The organism is Gordonia malaquae, assembly GCF_037148075.1.
In the GTDB taxonomy this organism is placed as follows: domain Bacteria; phylum Actinomycetota; class Actinomycetes; order Mycobacteriales; family Mycobacteriaceae; genus Gordonia; species Gordonia malaquae.
Map to the genome: position 1 here is coordinate 49,386 of NZ_JBBCUB010000005.1, position 24,025 is coordinate 73,410.

Consider the following 24,025-nt stretch of genomic DNA (forward strand, 5'->3'; position numbering starts at 1 on the left):
AAGTACCGTCAGGACTGCGGAATCAGCCTGGCGCCTGCGACGGGGCCGGATGCGGTCCGCACCGCCTTCGCGACGCCGGAGCCGGACAGCTCCGCCGCCACGCTGACGGCCGAGTCGGCGTCCGCGCACAGGAAGGCGCAGGTGGGGCCCGAACCGGAGACGATCCCGGCGAGGGCGCCCGCCTCGGTGCCGGCGCGGAGCGTGCGCCGCAGCATCGGCTGCAACGACAATGCTGCGGGCTGCAGATCGTTGTGGAGCAGCGGCGCGACGGCGTGGACGTCGCCGGAGGCGATCGCGACCATCAGCTCGTCGGGTCGCCGTGTCCCGGCGTCGGTGGTGCGCTCGCCGTCGGCGCGCAGACGATCGAGTTCGCGGTAGACCGCGGGCGTCGACAGTCCCGTTCCGGAGACGGCGAGAACCCAGTGGAACTCGCCGCGATGAAGAACGGGGAGCAGCTTCTCGCCGCGGCCCGTGCCGAGCGCCGCACCGCCGGTCAGGGAGAACGGCACGTCGGAGCCCAGTTCGGCAGCGATCTCGAGGAGTTCGGTGCGCGGCAGATCGGAGCGCCACAGTCGTGCGGCGGCCAGGAGTGCACCTGCGGCGTCGGCGGATCCGCCGGCCATCCCGCCTGCGACGGGGATGTGCTTGTCGATGGTGATCGCGACGGACGGATCGTGCCCGGTCCGTTCGGCGAGTGCGATGACCGCGCGGGCAGCGAGATTGGTGGCGTCGGCAGGCACCGCGCGACGGTTCTCGCCGGTGACCGTCAGAGTGAGCTCGTCTGACGGCCGGATCGTGACGTCGTCGTACATGGACAACGCGCAGAAGAGCGTCGCGAGTTCGTGGAAGCCGTCGTCGCGCAGCGGTCCGACACCGAGATGCAAGTTGATCTTGGCGGGGACCCGCGCGGTCGCCCCGCCGATCACCGGCCGGTCTCCGCTGTCTCAGCTGCTTGGGCCAGACGCACGAAGTCGTCCACTTCGAGTCGTTCCCCACGGATGCTCGGGTCGATGTCCGCACTGCGGAGCAGCTCTTCGGCGCGCGCGGGACTGCCCGCCCAGGTCGCGAGGGCCGATCGCATCGTCTTCCGGCGCTGGGAGAACGCGGCGTCGATGGCGGCGAACGTCCGCAGGCGATGGTCCGCGTCGTGACCGTAGGGGTCGGTTCGCTCGATCCGGACGAGCCCGGACTCGATCTTCGGCGCCGGCCAGAAGACGTGCTTTCCGATGGCGCCGGCGCGTGTCACGTCGCCGTAGTAACGCGCTTTGACACTCGGCACACCGTAGATGCGTCCACCCGGCGTCGCGGCGAGACGGTCCGCGACCTCGGCCTGGACCATCACGAGCGCCGTGCGCAGCGTGGGGAACTCGGCCATCAGATGCAGCAGGACAGGCACCGCGACGTTGTACGGCAGATTCGCGACCAGCGCTGTCGGGGTCACCGGCAGGTCGTCGGGTGTCACGGTGAGGGCGTCGGCGGTCACGACGTCGAAGTTCGACGCGGCGTCCGGCGCGAACTCGCCAATCGTCTGCGGGAGGCGCCCCGCCAATTTCGGGTCGATCTCCACGGCGACGACACGGCCTGCGACACCCAGCAGCGCCAAGGTCAGGGATCCCAGACCCGGTCCGACTTCGAGGACCACGTCGTCAGGTCCCACGCCCGACGTCGTGACGATCCGGCGGACCGTGTTGGCGTCGTGCACGAAGTTCTGCCCGAGCGTCTTCGTCGGTCGGACGTCCAGTTCCGCCGCCAAGGCGCGGATCTCGGCGGGACCGAGGAGTCGGGGTGTGCTCTGCATACCCCCAAGGATAGGCGTCAGCGGATGCCCAGCTGAGAGGTGCACGACGGCCATGCGCCCCAGCCCTGCGCGGCCTGCGTCTTCTTGGCGATCGCGATCTGCTCTTCGCGGGTCGCGAGGTCGGCACGCGGCGCGTACTCCTGGCCGCCCCAGCGGTCCCAGGTGTTCTGGTCGAACTGGATGCCGCCGTAGAAGCCGTTGCCGTTGTTGATGGCCCAGTTGCCTGTCGACTCGCATTGCGCGAGGCGGTCCCAGACGCCGTACGGCACGTACGGCGCACCCGGCTTGGTGCCGACCCGAACCGTCGTCGGGGTGGCGGCCACCAGCACCTGCTCGTCGAGCTTGACCTTCTTGATCACCTTGCCGTTTCGGGTGGTGACCGAGTACTTGACCTTGGCCTTGCCGGGCGTGCCCTTCTTCAGCACAACCGTGCGGCCCGAGATCAGGGTCGGATCCTTCTTCTTCACCTGCGGCGACGCGACGTCCTCGTCGAGGGTCACGTCTTCGGTGCGAACACGGGTCACCTTGATGACCATGTCCTTGCTGACCGGGGTGCCTGCGGCGGGAAAGACGGTGTCGGTCGGCTCGAGCGGGTTGCCCGCGCGGGCGAGCAGGTCGCCGACGGTCTTGGCGGCGATCGTCGGGCGAGTCGTGTCGGTTCCGTCGGTGAGGACGACCCGCTTGGGCAGCGTCACATCGACGTCACCGCCGTCGACGGGCAGTCGTGCGTCGAGGCTGCCGTCGACCGCGCTGGACTCGAGGCCCTTCTCGGCGAGGACGCCGCGCACGGTGGACGCGTTGGTCGTGACGACCTCACGCTTGCCGTCGATCATCAGCTCGACCTTCTTGAGGCGGTCGACGACGATGGTCTGGTCGTCCTCGGGTGCACTCGACAGGGAGACGCTGACGAGGTCGCCTGCTGCCGGGTCGACACCGTTGTCACGCAGGACGTCCTCGACGGAGAACGCCATGGTGCTGACGGTGGTCTTCTCACCGTCGACGGCGAGGGTCACTTCCTTGTGCATCACTGCACCGGTCACCGCGCCCGCAGCGACGGTGGTGGTGACGGCGGCGACCGCGAGGCGGGCGCGCATCGACGTGGACTGGTTGATTCTCGTGAAAGCAGACAAGCTAATTCATCCTGACGGGTGATTCTTCGATCACGATACGGTAACGAACAGACTGCTGTTACCGCAACGGCAGGGAATACGCACGGCGTGCATTCGCCCCGAGAATCGTCGCCATCTCACGGTCGTCGAGCCCCTTCACCGCCGCCAGGGCACGCGCCGTGTAGGGCACGCAGTACGACTGATTGGGCTGGCCACGGTACGGATGCGGCGTCAGGAACGGTGCGTCCGTCTCCACCAGCATGAGTTCAGCAGGCGTGATGTGCGCCGCGGCACGTAACTCGTCGGCATTGGTGAAGGTCACAGTGCCTGAGAAGCTCAAGTAGTAGTTGCGCTCGACGCATTCGGCCGCGATGTGACGATCTCCCGAGAAGCAGTGCATCACCACCGTGTCCGGGCTGCCTTCGGCTTTCAGCACGTCGAGAAGGTCCCGGTCGGCGTCCCGGTTGTGGATCATCAGCGCCTTGCCGGTGCGCTTGGCGAGGTCGATGTGCCATGCGAACACGTCACGTTGTGTCGCCGGATCAGCGCAGTCCTGCGAACGGGTGGTCCAGTAGTAGTCCAGGCCGGTCTCCCCGACCGCGACCACCCGCTCGTCGCTGAGCATCTCCTCGAGTTCGGCGCGCGTCTGATCGTTCAGGTCGGCTGCGTGTGTGGGGTGGAGTCCCACTGCCGCGAACGCCCGGGAATCCCACTTCGCGGCCTGCACCGCCCATCGTGCGTCGACCATGTCGTCGGCGACGGTCACGACGTGGGAGACGCCCACCGCCTCCGCGTGGTCGAGGATCTCCTTCACCGCCTCCGGTGTCCGACCGCCGCACGCCGCCAGATGTGTGTGCGCGTCTATCAAGCCGGGCAACAGCTCCGGGTCGGGCGGGGGCAGACGACGCTTGTCCTTCTTGCTGGAACTCACAGCACTACTGTGCCCGACACGACGGTGACGCTGTCGCCGCCCACCCAGATGTGCGTCCCGTCGTCGACGACGTGCACGCGCCCCGACCGCCTGAGCACGGTCCCCTGGGACGCGACGTACGACTCCGGAAGGCTGCCTGTCCTGCGCAGCCAGACCGCAAAACCGGCGTTGAGACTGCCGGTCACCGGGTCCTCCGGCACGCCGTCGCCTGGAACGAATGCTCGCACTTCGACGTCGGCGCCCTTCTCGCGTGCCAGTTCCGCAGGCCAGGCGCCGATCACCCCGACGTCCAGGTCTCCGAGCGCGCGCATGTCGGGGTCGATGCTCAGCACCGCGTCGCCGTCGTGCAGCACCACGCCGATCCACTGCGGGCCGTTGACGATCCACTCGGCGGCGACGACCTCGCCGGGAGTGATCCGCAGACCCCGACAGATCGTCGCGAACACCTCCGGTTCCGCCGGCCCGGATCGGGTCAGCGGCGGTGCGGCGAACGCGAGCCTGCCGGACTCCTCCTTGATGTCGACGAGACCGATGCCGCATTCCTGCACGATGTGCTCGCCGCGCGACACTCCGCCGCGCGCACGCCAGGCGTGAGCCGACCCGAGCGTCGGATGACCGGCGAACGGCAGTTCGCCGGTTGTGGTGAAGATGCGAAGGCGATAATCCGCAGCAGGATCCGTCGGCCGCAACACGAACGTCGTCTCCGACAGATTCGTCCAGCGCGCGAATGCCGCCATCTGAGCGTTGGACAGGTCGTCGGCGTCGAAGACGACGGCTACCGGGTTGCCGAGCGTCGGAGCGTCGGTGAAGACGTCCACCTGAGCGAACGGTCTCGTGCGTGGAGTCATCCGCTCATTGTGCCGCTTCTCGACTGCGCTCGAAGAACCAAGAAAGACCGCGCCCGGAAGAGCCCGGGGACGGGACGGCTCAGCGGGCGCGGAGGAACGAGCCCGTCCGTCGGACGCCCAGATGCGGGAGCGGGACTCCGTCGCGGACCACGCAGTCGCCGCCGACCAGTACTGCGGTGACCGTCGCGTCGTTGCGGTTCACCATCCGCGAGAGGCCGTCGTACTCGGGGACGGGATTCTCCGCGTAATCCTCCAACGTCTCGTCGAGTCGTTCGGGATCGACGACGAGCACATCGGCGCGATCGCCGACACGTAGGTGTCCGACGTCGAGGCCGTACCAGTCGGCCAGCTCCCCGGTCAGGCGATGGACGGCGTGCTCGATCGTCATGAACGGCGAACCCGCGAGCTCCGCGTCCCGCACGCGACGGAGAAGTCGGAGACCGAAGTTGTAGAACGCCATGTTCCGCAGGTGGGCACCCGCGTCGGAGAATCCGAGTTGGATGCCGGGGTCGGAGGCGAACGTGTTCAGCACGTCGGGCCGATGATTGGAGATCGTGGTGCGCCACCGCACCTTGGTTCCGTGCTCAACGACGAGGTCGAGGAACGCATCCACCGGGTGCGCTCCCCCGCGGTCGACGCCCACCTGACCGAACGTCTTGCCGATGACCGAGTCGTCGGGACATTCGACGATCTCTGCGTCGAAGAAGTCACGGTGCCAGACCCGCGGACCGTACTTCTTGTCATAGTCCTTCCGAAAGCGACGACGGTAGGCCTCGTCCTGGAGCAGCGCGTGGCGTTCCTCCAGTCGATTCGACAGGTCGAGCGCCGCTGCGCCCGACCCGAACTCCTCGAAGACCGGCAGGTCGATGCCGTCGGAGTACACCTCGAACGGGACCGGGAGGTGTTGCCACCGGAAGTCGCCGCCCAGCGAATTGACGACCTTGGCGAGCGCCGGGAACACCTTCGCGACGAACGGGATCGCCTTCACGTCGGCCGCCGACAGCAGGCTCACTTTCAGCGGGTTCCGACCGATGCCGACACTGCTGAACGCCATCGACACCATCGACTGCGGCCGTCCGACGTCGGGCCCGCCCTGAAGTGCTCGGCCTCTGCGCCGGAGGATGCGGTTCAGACGACGACGCTCCTTGCCCCTCGCGTACGTGGACGGCAGCGTCCTCGATCGGCACACCTCACCGTCGAGTTTGTCGAACAGCAGCTGCTGCGACGACATGCCGACGAAGCCCGCGTCCAGCGCTTCTCGCAGCGCCGCCTCCATCGATGCGAGTTCCTGCTCACTCGGCCGAACGTTGGAACTGGTGGCACGTTCCAGACCCAGCTGAGCTGCTCGAATGTCGGAGTGCCCGATGAACGCCGCGACGTTCGGACCCAGCGGAAGCGCCTCCAGTGCAGCCGCGTACTCGGCGGCCGACGTCCACGTCTGCAGTCGTTCCAACGAGTCGACGACATGACGTCGCGGGATCGCCTCGACCCGTCCGAACAGGTCGCCCGCGTCCGACGGGCTCGCGTGGATCGTCGACAGCGAGCACGACCCGACGAGGATCGACGTGACACCGTGCCGCACCGACTCCGCCAGGCCCGGGCTCACCAGCACCTCGACGTCGTAGTGGGTGTGGATGTCGACCATGCCCGGCATCACCCACTTGCCTGCGGCGTCGATCACCTCCTGGCAGCCGGTCTCGTCGAGGGGATCAGCCGAGACCGCAGACACGACCCCGTCCGTGATGCCGAGGTGACGCTGCTGAGAGGGTGATCCGGCGCCGTCGAACCAGGCGCCGTTCTTGATGATGACGTCGTAAGTCATGGGAGTGGTCCGTTCAGAGACTCTAGAAGGCTGCGACGTCACGCCGGATGGTCTTTCCGGTCGCGTTGCGCGGGAGGGGGTCGGTGGTGATCCGCCACCGGGTCGGGATCTTGAAATAGGCGATCCGTTCCGCGGCGAACCCTGCGAGGTCTGCTTCGGTCACTTCGGAGTCGGGTCGGGTGACCACAACAGCGCCCACCTCCTGCCCGAGGTCCGGATGGTCGACGCCGAGGACGGCGCTCTCGAGGACGGCGGGATGCTCGTCGAGGCACTGTTCCACCTCGACCGGGTAGACGTTCTCACCGCCGCGCAGGATCAGGTCCGACCGTCGGCCGGTCAGGCTCAGTCGCCCGTCGTCGATCCGACCGAAGTCGCCGGTCCGCAACCAGCGGTCGGCGGTGATCGCAGACGCCGTGGCCTGCGGATCGTTCCAGTACCCGAGCATCACGTAAGGACTGCGGACGCACACCTCTCCTTCGACGCCCTCCGGCAGCGCCACGCCGTCGGCGTCGCGGATCTCCAGTGCGACGCCGATGATCGGACGGCCGAGAGTGCCGGGGAACGCCTGCAGCTCCTGCGGGGTGGCGACGGCGACAGCAGTGCTCGACTCGGTCTGCCCGTAGCTGTCCACGAGGGAGTCGCGGGCGAAGTCGACCTGCTGTCGGAGGCGTTCCTGCAGTGCGGGTGAGGACGGCGCAGACGCCAGGGCGAATGCCGTCATCGACGACAGGTCGTATCGCGACAGGTCCCCGTGTTCGAGCATGCGACTGGCCATCGTCGGGACCACGGCCCAGTTGGTGACTCGTTCCCGTTCGATCAGGCGGAGCACGTGATCGACGTCGAACGCCCCCTGGTGCAGGACGATCGCGCCGCCAGTCGCGAGTCGCGGGATGGCGAGGTTGTGCAGGCTGGCGATGTGAAACAAAGGAGAGGTCACCATGTAGCGGCGATCGCTCGGAGCGGTGGAGTTCGGGTCGCCACCGGTGAACGCCGCGAGCAGCGCGTCGCTGAAACGGTGGTAGTCGACAGTGGCGAGCACGTTGCGGTGGGAGTGCACCGCCCCCTTCGGCCGTCCGCTCGTTCCGCTGGTGAAGAGAATGACAGCCGGATCGTCTTCGTCGACGTCCGTGATCGGCGCCGGGGCCCCGTTGTGGTCGGCGATCAGACGCGGCACGTCCGACTCCATGCCGAGAACGCGGGTGCCGCTTCCGAGAGATTCGATGATCGCCGCGCGCTTGGCGTCGGCGACGACGACAGTCGGCTCGGTGTGCGTCAGGCCGTACGCGATCTCTTGCGGCGCCCACCAGGAGTTGAAGCCGATCGCGACGGCGCCGAGAGTCTGCGCCGCCCAGAACGCGACGAGCCACTCGGGGCTGTTGGCGCCGAGGATGCCGACACGGTCGCCCTTGCCGACGCCGTAGTCGTCTCGGAGTGCGGTCGCGAAGGCCGCGACCGCGGCGGCGTGCTCGGCGTACGACATCCGACGGTCCTCGGTGACGATGTAGTCCCGGTCGCCGTAGGCCTCCGACGCCGTGAGCAGATCGGCGAGCGCACGGTCGCGGTGTCGCATCACCGGCATCGTCACGCCGAGAACGTCCTCGGGGACCATCTCGAACCGCCCGCCCGGTCCGAGAAGCCCGGCCATGACGGAGGCGATGTAGGCCTGGGGATCAACGGTGTCGGTCATGGTGAGTTCCTTCGGTGGTGGTTCGGAATCGGGTGCGGCAGCAGTGGTCACGGGACGAGGACCGCTCGGCCGTTGACGTCACCTGCACGCAGCTTGGCGAAGGCGTCGTGCGCATCGTCGAGGGTGAATCGATCGAACTCGACAGTGAGACGTCCTGCCTGTGCGAGCGCGATCGACTCGATCAAGTCACGGCGGGTGCCTCCGTACGACTTCCGGACCGATGCGCCCCACGGCCAGCCGGGACCGCCCGAGGGATCCGCCGTGATCGCGGGGGCGCCTCCGCCGAGTCCGACCATGCGATACGCACCGTTGGGCGCGACGGCCTCGACCGACGTCTGCGCGGTGGTGTCGACGCCGACGAAGTCGAAGACCGCGGCCGCTCCGCGACCGCCGGTGAGTTCGAGGATCTGCTGTGCGGTTTCCGAGCCCGATTCGAGGACCACGTCGGCGCCGCAGCGCTTTGCGAGTTCGAGCTGCCGATCACCGACATCGACGGCGATCACCCTCGTGGCGCTGACCGCCCGGAGAATCTGAACGGCGACGTGCCCGAGTCCACCCACGCCGATGACCACCGCGGTGGACCCCGGGGTCAGCTGGTCCTGGGCGCCGCGGATCGCGTGCATGCTCGTGAGGGCCGCATCGGCCATCGGTGCGGCCTGGCAGAAGTCGAGGTCGCCGATCGGGACGAACGAGCGCGCCGGGACACGGACGTAATCGGCCATGCCGCCGTCGGGGCCGAGCCCGGGGCAGGGCGGCATCGCGGTACGGCCCGCCGCGAGGCACACGTTCTCGTTGCCGCTCGCACACTCACTGCAGTGACCACACGACCAGCAGAGGTAGACGATTCCCCGCTCCCCGATCCGCGCCGAGTCGACGTCTGCGCCGACTGCTGCGACGGTGCCCGCGATCTCATGTCCGAGGGTCAGGGGTTCCTCGCGCATCTTGAACGGGAAGTCGAGGAGGTGCAGGTCGGAGTGACAGATGCCCGCCGCACCCACTTCGATCAACAGATCGGATGGGCCGACGTCGGGCACCGGGACGTCTCTGATCTCGACCACGCCGGGGTCGGTCAGTTGCAGCGCTCTCATCCGATCACCTCCTTGTCCGTGCCGGCCAGAGCCTCGTTCGTGGCACTCAAATACGCCTCGCTCCGGTCAGATCCGATGAGCCCGGGGGCCATCGCATTCATCGCGTACGCAAACGTCATCCGATTGTCTGCATCGTTGACCAGCATTGATCCGCCGAATCCCGCCCACCAGGCGACCTTCCCGCCGCGGACTGTGGGCACCGTCACAGGGTGCGGCAGACCGTACCCGATTCCGAAGCGGAGCGGAGTCGCGATGCCCAGATCCACACCGTCGATCTGTTCGTCGAAGATCCTCTCGACAGTCGACGGCGACAGGAGACAAACGCCGTCGACCTCACCTCCGCACGACACCAGCGACTGGATGCGGGCGATCGAGCGAGCGTTCCCGTGTCCGTTGGCCGCGCCGATCTGCGCCTGCCGCCACGAGGCGCTGTTCACCTCGTTCATGTCGAGCAGCGGGCAGGTGAGAGTCTTCACCAGCACGCTGTCTTGATCGAGTGAGCCGAGGTCGAATTCGAGGGGAGGCGGCGGGACGATCGGCGCGATGCGGCCGTGGTGTTCGGGTCCGGTCCCGATGTGGAAGTCCGCACCGAGCGGCCGAGCGATCTCGTCGTCGAAGAAGTCGCCGAGCGAACGGCCGTCGATCCGGCGGATCAGTTCGCCGATCAGGTGACCGAAATTGAGCGCGTGATAGCCGGACGCGGTGCCTGGCTCCCACCACGGCGGTTGCCCCGCAAGCCGGGCTGCGGCTTCGTCTGTGCTGTAGATGTCCTCGAGTTCGACGGGCCGCTCCCACGCGGAGACCCCCGATGTGTGCGACAGGAGATGCCGGACCAGCACACCGTCCTTGCCTTCTGCGGCGAACTCGGGCCAGTAGTGGGCGACCGGTCGGTCGAGGTCGAGCAGGTTCCGGTCGACCAAGACCAACGCACAGAGGGCGGTCATCGTCTTGGTGATGGAGAAGACGTTGACGATCGTGTCCCGTCGCCACGGTTCGGTGCGGTCTGAGTCGACGTGTCCGCCCCACAGGTCGACGACGGGTTCGCCGTCGAGCATCACGCAGATCGACGCGCCGAGTTCCTCGCCGGAGTCGAGGCGCGCGGCGAACTCGTCGCGCAGGGCGTCGAACCACGGGTCGCACATTCCGTGCATCGTGGTCATCGAGCGGCCTGCAACGAACGTGCACGCTTGCGACCCGCAGCGATCTCCTTGACGAGATTGCGCACGTACGGGTCGAACTCGCACTGAATCGTGTGGCGTGGCGACTCGTAGTACGGACCGAGGTAGTACTTCTCATCGGCGGCGAGCACGGCGTGCATCTCCGATTCCGATGGCGGCGCATACGACCCGTCGAGGTATGCGGCGACGAGCTTGCTCTGCTGCTCCGCGAAGTTCACCAGGGTCGGCATCGGCTGAGCGAGACCCATGAAGAAGAGATTGTCGATCCCAGGTTTGATCATCCGCTTGAACAGCGGGAAGCGGTTGCCTGCATCAGGCAGCAGGTCGGGATCGTCGAAGAACGGAAAGCTGATCTTGTAGCCGGTCGCGCAGATGATCACGTCGACCTCTTCGACGGTGCCGTCGGCGAAGTGGACGTTGGGGCCGTCGAGTGCAGTGATCGCGGGTTTGAAGGCGATGTCGCCCGAACCGGCGCGTCCCAGGAACTCGCCGCTGGCGGACGGATGCGCTTCGAACGGCTGGTGGTCCGGCGCAGGCAGGCCGTAGCCCTCCATGGTCCCGAGGTTCTTGCGGAGGAACCGTCGGCTCAGACCGAGGGACATCCAGCGCGGCATCCACGCGAGCGCCGACATCTTGTCGCCCGCCTTCCCGCCGAGATACTTCGGCAGCACCCACACGCCGCGTCGTGCAGACACTGTGAGCTTCTCGGCGAGGTACCGCTGTGCGAGCTCGGATGCGATGTCCAGGCCGGAATTCCCCATTCCCACGACAACGATCTTCTTGCCGCGCATGTCGATCGGGTCGAACGGATCGTTGTAGGAATGCGAGTGCATGAGCACACCGTCGAACTCGCCGGGGTAGTCCGGAAGGTTCGGATCCCAGTGGTGGCCGTTGCAGACGATCAGCGCGTCGTACGTCCGCACCCGACCGTCCGACAACTCGACCGTCCACTGTCCGTCGGCACCCCTCGCGGCATGGAGGACCGATGTGTTGAACGTGATGGACTCGCGGAGTCCGAAATGATCGACGTAGTCCTTGAAGTAGTCGAAGAGCTGCGAGTGGTGCGGAAAGTCGGGCCAGTCCGCGGGCACCGGGAAGTCCTCGAACGCGAGCCGCCACTTGGACGTGTCGATGTGCAGGCTCTGGTAGCAGGCCGACATCCCGTTCGGGTTCTTGAAGTACCAGTTGCCGCCCACTTCGTCGGACGTCTCGAAGCAGTCGAACGGAATGCCGTGGTCCTTCAGGCGTTTGGCCGTGGTGATGCCCGACGGGCCTGCGCCGATGACGCAGACCGTCGGAAGGGTGGATGACTTCAACAGGGCTCCTTGGGAGGGAGGAAACGTGATGCAGGCCATACTGCCCATTCACTGACATAGTGTCAAGTGAATGTCGGAGCATCTACTCAGATACACTTCAGACCGTGACCAGAGCCGGACGCGGAAACCTCCGCGAAGAGCAGAAGCGGCAGACCCGCGCCAAGCTGATGGCCTCGGCGCGCGCCCTGTTCGCCGAGCGCGGGTACGCCGCCGTCACCATCGACGATGTGGCAGCCGACGTCGGCTGCAGCCGTGCGACGTTCTACCTGCACTTTCCCGGAAAGCTGGACATCCTCCTCGCCCTTGCGCAATCAGGAGACACACCGTCGTGGTTGTCGTTCTACGAAGACCTCGATCACGTTCTCGACGGCGACTCCCGCGACGATTTCGCCGGATGGGTCAGCCGGGCGCTCGACTGGTTCGCCACGAACGACGAACTGTTCCGGGCGTGGGACGAAGCAACGGCGCTGGAACCGGAGTTCCGCGAGATCGCCCGCGCGGGTATCGCAGCACTCCCCGACTCGATGACCCGATACCTCGCACGATGGCCGGACGACAGACGCGACGAGGCGCGGCTGCGCATCGAGTTGCTCGTGACCCAGCTCGAGCGGTTCTTCCAACGCTGGGACACCCTCGGAACCATCGACGGGTCACGAGAACTCGCCGTCGAAGTGCTCACCGACGTGTGGCACACCGCACTGTCGGCTCCAGACCCCACGAGTCACCCGGCACCGTAGTGCTCTGCCGGGTAGCGTTGCGGCAATGTTGGGCCTCCCCGATGACGTGACCGTTGCACTCTTCGATCTCGACGGTGTGCTGACCACCACCGCCGCCTTGCACGAGTCGGCGTGGAAGAACGCCTTCGACGAGTTCCTGCTCGCGCAGGGCGACCCGTCCGGGCCGTTCACCGCCGACGATTATCTGAAGTACGTGGACGGCCGACCGCGGCTCGACGGTGTGCGCGCGTTCCTCGCCTCGCGGTCCATCACCGCCGACGAGTCGACGGTCACCGCGATCGCCGACGCGAAGAACACCGAGTTCCTCGCCGCGATCGACGCCGGCGGCGTCACCCCGTACCCGGGATCGGTCCGGTACCTCGACGCGGCACGCGCCGCTGGCCTTCGGATCGCCGTCGTCACGTCGTCGAAGAACGGCGCGAAGGTCCTCGACGCCGCGGGCCTGTCCGACTACGTCGAGCACCGCGTGGACGGCAACACGATCGTCGACGAGGGGCTGAACGGCAAACCCGCACCCGACTCGTACCTGCGGGGCGCAGAGTTGATGGGTGTCGCACCTTCGCAGGCGGCCGTCTTCGAGGACGCCATTTCCGGCGTCGCCGCAGGTCACGCCGGATCGTTCGGATACGTCGTAGGCATCGACAGGGTCGGCGACGCGTCGGCGTCGTCGCCCCAGGCCGAATCCATGCGCGCCGCGGGCGCCTCCGTCGTCGTCGCCGACCTCGACGATCTCCTCACGAACTGAAGGGACTCCCGTGATCGAATCGAACACAGCCGGGCTCGCGCACACCACCCACGGCGACACCTCCAGTCATCCCGACACGCTGCACATCCCCACACACGGCACCCGTCCGGACCACGGGTTCGACGTCCACCCGTGGGAACTGCGGTGGCGTGGATTCGACATCGACACCATCGGCCGGACCGAGGCCCTGTTCGCCCTGTCGAACGGGCACATCGGCCTGCGCGGCACGTTCGAGGAGGGCGAGCCGGTCGACGTTCCGGGCACCTACCTCAACGGCTTCTACGAGTTGCGGGACCTGCCGTACGCCGAGAGCGGCTACGGCTACCCCGAGTCGGGCCAGACCGTCGTCAACGTGACCGACGGCAAGATCATCCGCCTCCTCGTCGAGGACGAGCCGATGGACCTCCGGTACGGCAGCACCGTCGAACACGAACGGGTCCTCGACTTCCGGACCGGCACCCTGCGTCGCGAGACGATGTGGACCTCGCCCACCGGCCGCACCGTCCGGATCACGTCCGAGCGCCTCGTCTCGTTCACGAAGCGGACCGTCGCCGCCATCCGCTACGAGGTGGAGCCGATCGGCGAAGACATGAAGCTGGTGCTGCAGTCCGACCTCCTCGCCAACGAACCCCTGGCGGGCGCCGGCGGCAAATCGGCAGCGGACGACCCGCGGCTGGCCGCGGCCCTGGACGCCCCGCTCGTCGCCGACCTGGCCGACAGCGAAGACTACTCCGCGGTCCTCGTCCACCACACCCGCCAGTCGGGGTTGACCGTCGCAGCGGCCATGGACCACGAACTTGAGCTCCCCGGAAGCGGTGATACCTCGATCCGCGCCGACGGCGACCTCGCCCGCCTCACCGTCGCCGCCACCGTTCCGCAGGGCACCAAGATCGTGCTGACGAAGTTCCTCGGATACGGATGGTCGGCCCGACGCAGCGTCCCCGCCCTCCGCGCACAGGTGGACGCCGCGATCGCCATGGCCCGCGAGACCGGATGGGACGCTTTGAAGGAAGAGCAGGCCGCGTACCTCGCCGACTTCTGGCGCGACGCCGACATCGAACTCGACGGCGACGCCGAGATGCAGCAAGCCGTTCGGTTCTCCCTGTTCCATGTGCTGCAGGCCGGCGCTCGCGGGCAGTCGCGCGCGATCCCCGCAAAGGGGCTCACCGGCCCCGGGTACGACGGCCACACCTTCTGGGACACCGAGACGTTCATCATGCCGATGCTCACCTACACCGTGCCCGCGGCCGCCGGCGAGGAACTCCGCTGGCGACACGGCACGATGGACAAGGCGAAGGCCCGTGCCACCGAGCTCGGCGAGTCGGGCGCGATGTTCCCGTGGCGATCGATCAACGGTGACGAATGCTCCGGCTACTGGCCTGCGGGAACGGCGGGCGTCCACGTCTCGGCCGACATCGCCAACGCCACCGCCAAGTACATCCGCGCCACCGGCGACGAGGCGTTCGAAGTCGAGTGCGGCGTGGAACTCCTCGTTGAGATCGCCCGCTTCTTCGCAGGCCTCGGCCATCACGACGCGAACGGGCAGTTCCGCATCGACGGCATCACCGGCCCCGACGAGTACACGGCGATCGTGAACAACAACATGTTCACCAACCTCGCCGCCCAGCAGGCGCTGCGCGACGCGGTGACATCCGTCGGACGCCAACCCGCAGTCGCCCGCGACCTCGGAGTCACTGCCGCCGAGACCGCCCTGTGGACATCGTGCGCCGACGACATGACCATGCCGTACGACGACGCCCTGGGCGTCCACCAGCAGTCGGAGGCCTTCACGCTGCTGGCGCCGTGGGACTTCGAACGGTCCCGCGGCCGGTACCCGCTGCTGCTGAACTACCCGTACTACGATCTCTATCGCAAGCAGGTCGTGAAGCAGGCCGACCTCGTGTTCGCGATGTACCTGTTCGGCGACCGGTTCACGCCCGAGCAGAAGCTCAAGAACTTCGACTACTACTACCCGATCACCGTGCGCGACTCGTCGCTGTCCGCGTGCTGCGAGGCCGTGACCGCCGCCGAGGTCGGTTACCTCGACCTCGCGTACGACCTGATGAGCGAGTCGGTGTTCACCGACCTGCACGACCTGCACAGCAACGTGTCGTCGGGTCTGCACATCGCCGCGCTCGCAGGCGCGTGGACCGACTGCGTCGCAGGCTTCGGCGGCATGCGCGACTTCGGCGGCTCGATCACCTTCGCGCCGCAACTCCCTCGGCAGCTCACCTACATGAGCTTCCGCATGGTGGTCCGGGAGTCGCGAATCGTCGTCGCCATCGACGCCGAGTCGGCGACGTACCGGCTGCTGTCCGGGCCGACGATCGAACTCGCGCATCACGGCGAGACGTTCGTCCTCGGCGACGTCCCCGTCCGACGGAGCATCCCGGCTCCGACGCCCCAACAAGCGCCGTCCGCCCCGCCCGGTTGCGAGCCCTACCGCCGCTCCCTCTGACCCCTTGTGCCGTGAAAGTCACGCCGGGGGCGGGTACGTACCGCACCGCCGCGTGACTTTCCGGCCATGGCGCGAATTCCGCGCCATAGCTGACCAGTACAATCGTGAGCATTATGCCGAGCGAGTCCTTTGGCGCGTCGACGCCGTACTACATCACCACCGCCATCGCGTACCCGAACGGCGCACCGCACATCGGGCACGCCTACGAGTTCATCTCCGCGGACACCCTCGCTCGCTTCAAGGCGCTCGACGGTTTCGACGTGCGCTTCCAGTCGGGCACGGACGAGCACGGCCAGAAGATGCAGCAGACAGCCGAGAAGGAAGGCATCTCGACGGCGGAGTTGGCCAAGACCAACTCCGACCGATTCGAGTCGCTGCACACCGCGCTCGGCACCGATCTGAGCCGCTTCATCCGGACCACCGACGCCGATCACCATCGTGCGTCGGAGGAGATCTGGAAGCGGATGGAAGCGGCCGGCGACATCTACCTCGACTCTTACGCCGGCTGGTACGACGTCCGCGACGAGGCGTTCTTCACCGAGGACGAGACCAGCGTGAACGATGCCGGGGAGCGCGTCGCGACCGAGAACGGTCACGTCCTGACATGGACCGAGGAGCAGACGTACTTCTTCCGCCTGTCCAAGTACACCGAGCCGCTGCTCGAGTTCTACCGCGACAACCCCACCTTCATGGGACCCGATTCTCGGCGCAACGAGGTCACCAAGTTCGTCGAGGGCGGTCTGAAGGACCTGTCGATCTCGCGCACCACGTTCGACTGGGGAGTCAAGGTCCCCGGCGCCGACGGTCACGTCATGTACGTGTGGGTCGACGCCCTGACCAATTACCTGACCGGCGTCGGCTTCCCCGACGACTCCGCCATGCTCGAACGGTACTGGCCTGCCGATCTGCATGTCATCGGCAAGGACATCATCCGCTTCCACTGCGTGTACTGGCCTGCGTTCCTAATGTCCGCCGGGATCCCGACGCCCAAGCGCGTGTTCGCACACGGGTTCCTGTTCAACAAGGGCGAGAAGATGAGCAAGTCGGTCGGCAACGTCGTCGACCCGGACGACCTCATCTCCGAGTTCGGCCTCGACCCGGTCCGCTACTTCTTCCTCCGCGAGGTGTCGTACGGGCAGGACGGGTCGTACTCGGCCGAGGCGATCGTCTCCCGCAAGAACTCCGATCTCGCCAACGAATACGGCAACCTCGCGCAGCGCAGCCTGTCGATGATCGGGAAGTACTTCGACTCCGTCGTCCCCACACCCGGCGACCTCACCGACGACGACCGCGCACTCCTCGACTCGGCCGACGCCCTGCTCGAACGGGTCCGCGGACACTTCGACGTCCAAGCCATCCACCTCGGCCTGGAAGCGCTGTGGACTGTGCTGGCCGACGCCAACCGATACATCTCGGCGCAAGAACCGTGGAAGCTCGCCAAGACCGACCTGAAACGAACAGGCACCGTTCTGTTCGTGTGCGCCGAAGTGGTCCGCATCGTCACGCTGCTGGCTCAGCCGGTGATGCCGTCGTCGACCTCGACGCTGCTCGACCTGCTGTCCGTGGCCCCTGACGCCCGGACGTTCGCGGACGTGACAACCAGGATCGTCCCCGGCACCGTGCTCCCGACTCCCAAGCCGGTGTTCCCCCGCCACGAGGCATGAGCGCCGCGGGCGGCGCGACTGCACTGGACGTCGTCCGAACGCTGACCGCGCGGACTGTTCGCGACGGCCTTCCGCCACCTGCCGCGCTGGTCGGCGATTGGGCCGACGCCGACGCGGTGATCGCACCGTCCATCACCATCCGGGACGGTGTCGAGGTACCCGATCGTCCCGACCGCTACTGGTTGGGAGCACTCGATTTCAGTCGGCCTGGAACGCCGGGACGAGTGGTGGGCGGCTTCACCGACGGTGTCCTCCTACTGCGCGACGGTGCGTGGGAATGGCGCTCTGTTGACGGATCACCCTGCCCCGCATGGGTTCACGAGTGCCTTCATCCCCTTCAGCACGCCGAACGGGGCGAGTGGGAGACGCAGTGGACGCCGCCCGACAAGGCGCCACACGTTCGCGCGATCGATCAGTGCCTCGACGCGATCGCCGCGGGAGAGGTGTACCAGGCGTGCGTCTGCACCCGATTCACCGGAACGCTCGAGGGATCTGCGCTCGACTTCTTCTGTGACGTCGCCGCCGCCACCCGCCCGGCGAAAGCCGCATGGCTGACCGGCGTGTTCGGCTCGATCGCCAGCTTCAGCCCCGAATCGTTCCTGAACCGGCGGGCAGACACGGTGACGTCGTCGCCGATCAAAGGCACGGTCCCCGCACACGCCGACCCGGCCTCGCTGACGTCGTCGACGAAGGACGTCGCCGAGAACGTGATGATCGTCGATCTGGTGCGCAACGATCTCGGTCGTGTCGCCCGAACGGGATCGGTGACGGTCCCGGATCTGCTGTCTGTGGCGCCCGCACCCGGTGTGTGGCATCTCGTGTCGACGGTCCAGGCGACATTGCGCCCCGAGATCGGAAACACGGAGCTGCTCACCGCGACGTTTCCGCCCGCGTCGGTCACCGGCACTCCGAAGATCCGGGCCGCAGAGTTGCTCGCCGACTGGGAGCACGCCGAACGCGGCGTCTACTGCGGGGCGATCGGGATCGCCGGACCGAACGGCCTTCTCGACCTGTCGGTCGCGATCCGCACCGTCGCCGTCACCACGTCAGGTGAGCTCACGCTCGGCGTCGGGGGCGGCATCACCATCGACTCCGACCCAGACGCGGAATGGCAGGAGTGCCTCGACAAGGCCTCCTCGATCGTCTCCCGCTGACCGCGGCTCCGCTCGACTCAGTCGGCGTCGCGCGCGGCGAGGACCGCCTCGTACACGTCGCGCCGGGAGAACTTCGTGCCTGCGACGACCTGAGCAGACGCGTCCTTCAGCCGGACTCCCGACTCGGCGAGCTCATGCACCTGTTCGACGAGGTCGTCGAGAGTCACCGACACGTCGATCTTGGCCGCACCCGCGATCACGACGGTGATCTCGCCTTTCACGCCGTCCGCGGCCCAGGCGGCAAGGTCTCCGAGGTCGCCGCGCTTGACCTCTTCATACGTCTTGGTCAGCTCCCGACAGACGGCCGCACGACGATCCGCGCCCAGTACGTCGGCGGCGTCGGAGAGCGTCTGAGCGAGACGGTGCGGAGACTCGAAGAACACCACGGTCCGCTGCTCGTGCACCAGGCTGGTCAACCAGTCGTTCCTGGCACCGGACTTCCGCGGAGCAAAACCGTCGAACGCGAACCGCTCCGACGGCATGGCCGACAATGCGAGAGCCGTGGTGACCGCCGACGGCCCCGGCAGACAGGTGATCGGCAACCCTGCATCCGCACAGGCCACGACCAGGCGGTATCCGGGATCGCTGACCGACGGCATCCCCGCATCAGTCACCAGAAGCACCGTCTCCCCGGACGCGACCGCTTCCACCAGTTTCGGGGCGCGCGCCGCCTCCACCTGGTCGTAGTAGGAGACGATTCGGCCGGTGATCTCGACGTTCAACGACGCCGCGAGGGACTTCGTCCGACGGGTGTCCTCCGCGGCGACCACATCCGCGGTCGCCAACGCCTCACGGAGCCGGGTCGACGCGTCGCCCGGCTGTCCCATCGGAGTTCCGGCCAGAATGAGGGTCCCAGTCACGCCACTCAGCCTACGACCACGCGGCCCGCAGGCACTTCACCTGGTCAGACCGTCACTCGTCGGACGTGTCGACAAAACCGATGAACAGGGAGACGCCGGTCTCGATGACACGGTCCACCTGCTCGCGCGACGCGGTGCCCAGCCAGCACAGGGTGAGCCCGTCGGTGATCGCGATGACGGACGGCGCGAGTTCGTGCGTCGACTTGGCGAAGCGGACACCCGAGATGCGGGCGGCCTCGTCGAGCAGGCGCTCGGCGACCGCGTAGTAGCCGTCGTACAGACGTTCCGCGAGGTACTCGAGTCCTTCGGTCCGGCGGGCGTACAGCGCCAGACCGATGAGTGCGTGTTGACGGGCGGAGTCGTTGATCGCATTCTCGGCGAACGACTGCAACGCGCCCCGCATGAGGTCCTCGATCGGCGCATCGTTCGCGGGGAACTCGGCAAGCAACTGCAGCCATCCGTCCATCGCCGCCAGTTCCTCGGCGATGCCGTACTCGACGACCGCCGCAAGCAACTCGTCTCGGGATGCAAAAGCGTAGAAGATGCTCGATTGACCCATCTTCGCTTCGGCTGCGATACGACGCGTCGTCGCGGCCTCCACACCATCGGTGCCGATCACGCGCAGTGTCGCGGTGATCGCCGCTTGCCGTCGCTGCTCCAGGGACAGCCGTGCCATCAGGTGAACCTCGTTCCGCACCAGGACGATCGGTCGATCGACTCAACCGTGACGGTAGTCACCACACCCCGCAAATATCAACAACGCGCCTTGTTTCTGGCACAGGACCCGTGATTGTCCGCTCACCTCCGACATCATGGGGCAATCGCGGTCGACGGTGGAGCCGCCGTGGCGAGGGTGGCACTACAGTTGGTCGGGTGACCCCTGACGCCCCGACTGACGACCGCGTGCGGTACGCGCCGCGACCGCAGACCGAGGATCTCGGCTCCCGGCCCGGGCCGGTGATCCCCGACCCGGTGTTCGGCGCCGTCGACCGCCGACGGGGACTCATCGTCGGCGTCGTCGTCACGTTGCTCGCGGTGGTCACCAGGTTCTGGGACCTCACTCACCCGACCGACGACGGCACGCCCGTCTTCGACGAGAAGCACTACGTCCCGCAGGGCTGGCAGCTCCTGACCGGCGGCAATTGGATCGAGGACAATCCGGCCTACGGGCTGGTCGTGCATCCGCCGGTCGGCAAGTGGATGCTCGCGTTCGGCGAAGCCCTGTTCGGGTACGGGCCGATGGGCTGGCGTTTCATGTCGGCGGTGTCGGGCGTGATCATTGTGCTCGCCGTGTACCTGACAGCGCGACGGATGGCGCGGTCGACGCTGGTAGGCGCACTGGCCGCGCTGTTCGCCATCTGCGACGGCGTGCTGTTCGTCCAGTCGCGGATGGGCATGCTCGACATCTTCCAGGTGCTGTTCGTGGTGTTGGCGTTCGCAGCACTGATCTCCGACCGCGATCAGATGCGGGCCCGCCTGCACCAGGTGTTCGTCGAGGGACGCATCGACGACTCGCCGTTCGGGCCGCGTCTGGGCTTCCGTTGGTACCGGTTCACCGCGGGCGTCATGCTCGGTCTGGCGTGCGGCACCAAATGGTCGGGCCTCTACTTCGTGGTGTTCTTCACCCTGCTGTCCCTCGCCTTCGACGTCGCCGCGCGCCGCGCGTACCACGTCCAACGACCGTGGATGGGTGTCCTTCGACGCGACGTCGTCCCGTCCGGATTCTCTCTCGCCGCGATGCCCGTGGCGATCTACCTCGGCACGTTCGCCGCGTGGTTCTCGTCGGAGACGTCGGTGTACCGCTACGTGGTGGGCACCGAAGTCGGAACCGGGGGAGCCTTCTCGTGGGTGCCCGCGGCGCTTCGGTCGCTCTGGTACTACGAGTCGGGGATACTGGAGTTCCATTCGGGTCTCACGAATTCGGCGGGCAATCATCACCCGTGGGAGTCGAAGCCGTGGACGTGGCCGATGAGTCTCCGTCCGATGCTGTACGCCATCGACTACGGCCCCGACCAGTGCGGCGGTTCGGACTGTGTCCGCGGTCAGATGTTGATCGGCACTCCGGCACTGTGGTGGCTGGCGTTCCCGATGATCGCATGGGCGCTGTGGCGCATCGCATCGCGTCGCGACTGGCGATACGCCGCAGTCCTGGTCGCGTACGGCGCCGCGATCCTGCCGTGGTTCACCCAGCTCGACCGTCAGATGTACTTCTTCTACGCCACCCCGATGGCGCCGTTCCTCGTGATGGGCCTGGCGCTGGTCTGCGGCGACATCCTGTCGGCCGGAGCGCAACGACGACGATCGGACCGCCAGACGATCTCGGTGCTCGTCGTCGCCTTCTATGCGGCGCTGGTGATCGCCAACTTCGTCTGGCTGTGGCCGATCCTCACTGGAGCTCCGATCTCGGATGTGGAGTGGGGTCGACAGATGTGGCTTCCGAGTTGGTCGTAGTGCCGGATCGGCGTGCGGGATCTCCGGCGACGAGCCAGAGCAGCAGCGCGATGGCGACCACTCCGCCGGTAACCACAAACGCGGGTCCGTAGCCCCACCGGTCCGCGATCACACCCGCGATCAACGGCCCGCTCACCGCACCGAAGTCGGACGACATCCCGTACGCGGCGAGCGCCGATCCCCCGCGCTGACGGTCGGCGAGGAGATCGCCGAGTGCCGCCTGATGAGTCGGCGCGAACAGCCCCGACCCGATCCCGCCGATCGCCGTCAGCACCAGGAGCGTGCCGATGTTCGGCGAGAAGCCGAGTACCGCGGTCGACGCCGCCGCGATCATCAATCCCGGGATCATCACCGGCCGTCGGCCGAACTTGTCGGAGAGCCGCCCGGACGCCAGGATCGCGATGATGTTGCCTGCCGCATAACACGCGAGCACCACGCCCGCCCAGCCTGCAGATCTTCCGAGACCTTGACCGACGAACAGTGGGACCACCGCTATGCGCACGCCCATCGACGCCCAGCCCTGCGCGAAGTTCGACGCCAGGATCGCACGGTACTCGGGCCACCGAAGCGCCTCGAGGAATCCCGCGGCGGGAGCCTTGGTGCTGTCCGTATCGGCCGAACTCGCCGCAAGCGGTGCCGCGGGCATGTTCGCCGCGACCACGGCCGCGGCGATGAGCAGTGCGATCGCATAGACGATGAACGGCAGACGCAGCCCGAAGTCGACGAGCGCGGCGCCGATCAGCGGCCCAGCGAGACTGCCGATGAGGAAGCCCGCCGAGAAGTATCCCGACGAACGTCCGCGCATCTCCGGCGGCGCCAGTCGGATGAGCAGGGCCATCGCGGACACGGAGAACATCGTGGACCCGATGCCACCGGCCGCGCGGAAGGCCAGGAGCTGCCAGTAGTCCTGCGCGAATGCGCATGCCAACGTCGACAACGCGACGATCAGCAGTCCGGTCAGGTAGATGCGGCGTTCGCCGAGTCTGGTGACCAGCCGCCCGGTGGTCGGCGCGAACGCCAACCTCATCACCGCGAACGCCGAGACGACTGCCGTCGCGGCAGTCACCCCGACGCCGAACTCACTTGCGAAGATCGGCAGCGCAGGAGCGATCAGTCCAAAACCGAGTGCGATGACGACGTTCGCCGCCAACAACACCCACAGTCCACGAGGCAACCCTGCGCTGCCGCCTTGCGCGTCGAGGGGTCGAGAGGTCACTTACGGACGATCATCACCGGCACTTTGGCGTGGTGCAGAACCTTCTGGCTACGTGACCCGAGGAGCAGTCCGGTGAATCCGCCGCGCCCGCGGCTTCCCATCACGATGAGCGACGCCGAGTCGCCTGCTGCGTCGAGAATCGCCTTCGCAGGCTCCTCGGGGATCACGACACGCTGCACGTCGACGTCCGGGTAGTCCTGCGAGTAGCCCGCCATCCGCTCTGCGACTGCCTCGACTGCCTGCTTCGACATCTCATCGATCTCGGTCTCGTCGAGCCCGAACCCGTGCAGCGCGTCCGCGTCGAGCGGCGTCCATGTGTGGACGGCGACGAGCGGACGAGACCGCAGATCGGCCTGACGGTAGGCCTCGGCGACAGCGGGATCACTGATGGCGGAGTCGTCGACGCCGACCACAACCGGCCCGTCGCCGCCGAGGGCGCCGTGGGGAACGATGACGACTCGGCCCTTCGCATGCGCCGCGACGTTGGTGCTGACGGATCCGAGGAACAGACCCTTCACACTGCCGAGCCCACGCGTCCCGAGGACGATGGTCTGTGCCTGTGCGCCGAGCTCGAGCATCACGCGTGCCGCGTCGCCTTCGACGATCGATCCGCTCAGCTCGATGCCGGGGACCTCGTCGCGGGCGGTGTCGGCGGCCGACTGGACAGCCTTGGTCGCTTCACTGCGGATCGCGTCGATCACGTCCTGCGGGATCACGAGTCCGGGCGCGTAGTCGCTGGTGGTGGATGTGTACGCCGCGACGATCTTCAGCGGCAAGTGTTCGGCCTGTGCGGTCCGGGCCGCCCACTTCACCGCGTCCGTCGACGCCTCGGATCCGTCCACACCGACCAGAATCAAGCTCATCGCTCATGCACTCCTTCACGGACCGGCTCGGGGACCGCAGTTCGGTCCTCGTCTTGCGCCTCACTTTCATTCTGTCCCAATCACTCTCGAAATGCATCGA

Annotated in this window: 20 protein-coding genes; 6 read left to right on the forward strand and 14 right to left on the reverse strand. The window is 67.2% G+C overall.

From position 1 onward, the window contains the following. Positions 1-8: 8 nt before the first annotated feature. The 10 genes from WFK36_RS17120 to WFK36_RS17165 form a co-directional block, all read right to left on the reverse strand. Positions 9-926, reverse strand: coding sequence for a 4-(cytidine 5'-diphospho)-2-C-methyl-D-erythritol kinase (locus WFK36_RS17120; RefSeq protein WP_336793139.1), 918 nt, complete (start codon positions 924-926; stop codon positions 9-11). After that, positions 923-1,852 carry a 16S rRNA (adenine(1518)-N(6)/adenine(1519)-N(6))-dimethyltransferase RsmA gene (rsmA, locus tag WFK36_RS17125; protein ID WP_419717506.1) on the reverse strand — a complete coding sequence of 310 codons (930 nt, stop codon included), beginning with the start codon at positions 1,850-1,852 and terminating at the stop codon, positions 923-925. Before rsmA ends, WFK36_RS17120 begins: the two co-directional genes overlap by 4 nt. Then, complete coding sequence (locus WFK36_RS17130; protein WP_336793142.1) at positions 1,816-2,928, reverse strand: transglycosylase family protein; 1,113 nt, start codon at positions 2,926-2,928, stop codon at positions 1,816-1,818. The genes rsmA and WFK36_RS17130 overlap by 37 nt, the downstream gene beginning before the upstream one ends. 58 nt (positions 2,929-2,986) lie before the next feature. Beyond that, the gene (locus tag WFK36_RS17135) at positions 2,987-3,838 is read right to left on the reverse strand and encodes a TatD family hydrolase (RefSeq protein WP_336793143.1); all 852 of its coding nucleotides are present in this window, start codon (positions 3,836-3,838) and stop codon (positions 2,987-2,989) included. Then, positions 3,835-4,686: a PhzF family phenazine biosynthesis protein gene (locus tag WFK36_RS17140; RefSeq protein ID WP_336793145.1), complete on the reverse strand. Its 852-nt coding sequence runs from the start codon at positions 4,684-4,686 to the stop codon at positions 3,835-3,837. The genes WFK36_RS17135 and WFK36_RS17140 overlap by 4 nt, the downstream gene beginning before the upstream one ends. Before the next feature lie 79 nt (positions 4,687-4,765). Beyond that, positions 4,766-6,508: an N-acyl-D-amino-acid deacylase family protein gene (locus tag WFK36_RS17145; protein ID WP_336793146.1), complete on the reverse strand. Its 1,743-nt coding sequence runs from the start codon at positions 6,506-6,508 to the stop codon at positions 4,766-4,768. A gap of 22 nt (positions 6,509-6,530) precedes the next feature. Further along, positions 6,531-8,195: a steroid-24-oyl-CoA synthetase gene (casG, locus tag WFK36_RS17150; RefSeq protein WP_336793147.1), complete on the reverse strand. Its 1,665-nt coding sequence runs from the start codon at positions 8,193-8,195 to the stop codon at positions 6,531-6,533. A 47-nt stretch (positions 8,196-8,242) separates the two neighbouring features. Continuing rightward, a complete protein-coding gene (locus tag WFK36_RS17155) occupies positions 8,243-9,283 on the reverse strand; it encodes an NAD(P)-dependent alcohol dehydrogenase (RefSeq protein ID WP_336793149.1) in 1,041 nt (346 codons plus the stop codon). Next, positions 9,280-10,443: a serine hydrolase domain-containing protein gene (locus WFK36_RS17160; protein WP_336793150.1), complete on the reverse strand. Its 1,164-nt coding sequence runs from the start codon at positions 10,441-10,443 to the stop codon at positions 9,280-9,282. The genes WFK36_RS17155 and WFK36_RS17160 overlap by 4 nt, the downstream gene beginning before the upstream one ends. Next, positions 10,440-11,816, reverse strand: a complete 1,377-nt coding sequence (locus tag WFK36_RS17165; RefSeq protein WP_419717511.1) for a flavin-containing monooxygenase — start codon at positions 11,814-11,816, stop codon at positions 10,440-10,442. Before WFK36_RS17165 ends, WFK36_RS17160 begins: the two co-directional genes overlap by 4 nt. A gap of 65 nt (positions 11,817-11,881) precedes the next feature. Here WFK36_RS17165 and WFK36_RS17170 point away from each other — a divergent pair, with 65 nt between their 5' ends. From WFK36_RS17170 to WFK36_RS17190, 5 genes are all read left to right on the forward strand, one after another. Beyond that, on the forward strand, positions 11,882-12,514 hold the full coding sequence (locus WFK36_RS17170; protein ID WP_336793152.1) for a TetR/AcrR family transcriptional regulator: 633 nt from the start codon (positions 11,882-11,884) through the stop codon (positions 12,512-12,514). Positions 12,515-12,539: 25 nt separating this feature from the next. Further along, the gene (locus WFK36_RS17175; RefSeq protein WP_336793153.1) at positions 12,540-13,259 is read left to right on the forward strand and encodes an HAD family hydrolase; all 720 of its coding nucleotides are present in this window, start codon (positions 12,540-12,542) and stop codon (positions 13,257-13,259) included. 85 nt (positions 13,260-13,344) lie between these two features. Then, on the forward strand, positions 13,345-15,717 hold the full coding sequence (locus WFK36_RS17180; RefSeq protein ID WP_040520468.1) for a glycoside hydrolase family 65 protein: 2,373 nt from the start codon (positions 13,345-13,347) through the stop codon (positions 15,715-15,717). Positions 15,718-15,830: 113 nt separating this feature from the next. Beyond that, positions 15,831-17,381 carry a methionine--tRNA ligase gene (gene metG / locus WFK36_RS17185; protein WP_336793157.1) on the forward strand — a complete coding sequence of 517 codons (1,551 nt, stop codon included), beginning with the start codon at positions 15,831-15,833 and terminating at the stop codon, positions 17,379-17,381. Next, positions 17,378-18,535 carry an aminodeoxychorismate synthase component I gene (locus tag WFK36_RS17190; RefSeq protein WP_336793158.1) on the forward strand — a complete coding sequence of 386 codons (1,158 nt, stop codon included), beginning with the start codon at positions 17,378-17,380 and terminating at the stop codon, positions 18,533-18,535. The genes metG and WFK36_RS17190 overlap by 4 nt, the downstream gene beginning before the upstream one ends. A 17-nt stretch (positions 18,536-18,552) precedes the next feature. On the opposite strand, the gene rsmI is transcribed toward WFK36_RS17190, so the two are convergent. Together rsmI and WFK36_RS17200 are read right to left on the reverse strand one after the other, a co-directional pair. Continuing rightward, positions 18,553-19,395, reverse strand: a complete 843-nt coding sequence (rsmI, locus tag WFK36_RS17195) for a 16S rRNA (cytidine(1402)-2'-O)-methyltransferase (protein WP_336793160.1) — start codon at positions 19,393-19,395, stop codon at positions 18,553-18,555. A gap of 52 nt (positions 19,396-19,447) precedes the next feature. Further along, a complete protein-coding gene (locus WFK36_RS17200) occupies positions 19,448-20,071 on the reverse strand; it encodes a TetR/AcrR family transcriptional regulator (protein WP_336793161.1) in 624 nt (207 codons plus the stop codon). A 227-nt stretch (positions 20,072-20,298) separates the two neighbouring features. Here WFK36_RS17200 and WFK36_RS17205 point away from each other — a divergent pair, with 227 nt between their 5' ends. Beyond that, positions 20,299-21,846 carry a dolichyl-phosphate-mannose--protein mannosyltransferase gene (locus WFK36_RS17205; protein WP_336793481.1) on the forward strand — a complete coding sequence of 516 codons (1,548 nt, stop codon included), beginning with the start codon at positions 20,299-20,301 and terminating at the stop codon, positions 21,844-21,846. On the opposite strand, the gene WFK36_RS17210 is transcribed toward WFK36_RS17205, so the two are convergent. Both WFK36_RS17210 and WFK36_RS17215 read right to left on the reverse strand, forming a co-directional pair. After that, entirely contained in the window at positions 21,782-23,062 is a 1,281-nt protein-coding gene (locus tag WFK36_RS17210; RefSeq protein ID WP_336793163.1) for an MFS transporter, read from the reverse strand. The genes WFK36_RS17205 and WFK36_RS17210 overlap by 65 nt on opposite strands. Then, entirely contained in the window at positions 23,059-23,925 is an 867-nt protein-coding gene (locus WFK36_RS17215; protein WP_336793164.1) for a universal stress protein, read from the reverse strand. Before WFK36_RS17215 ends, WFK36_RS17210 begins: the two co-directional genes overlap by 4 nt. Between the last annotated feature and the right edge of the window lie 100 nt (positions 23,926-24,025).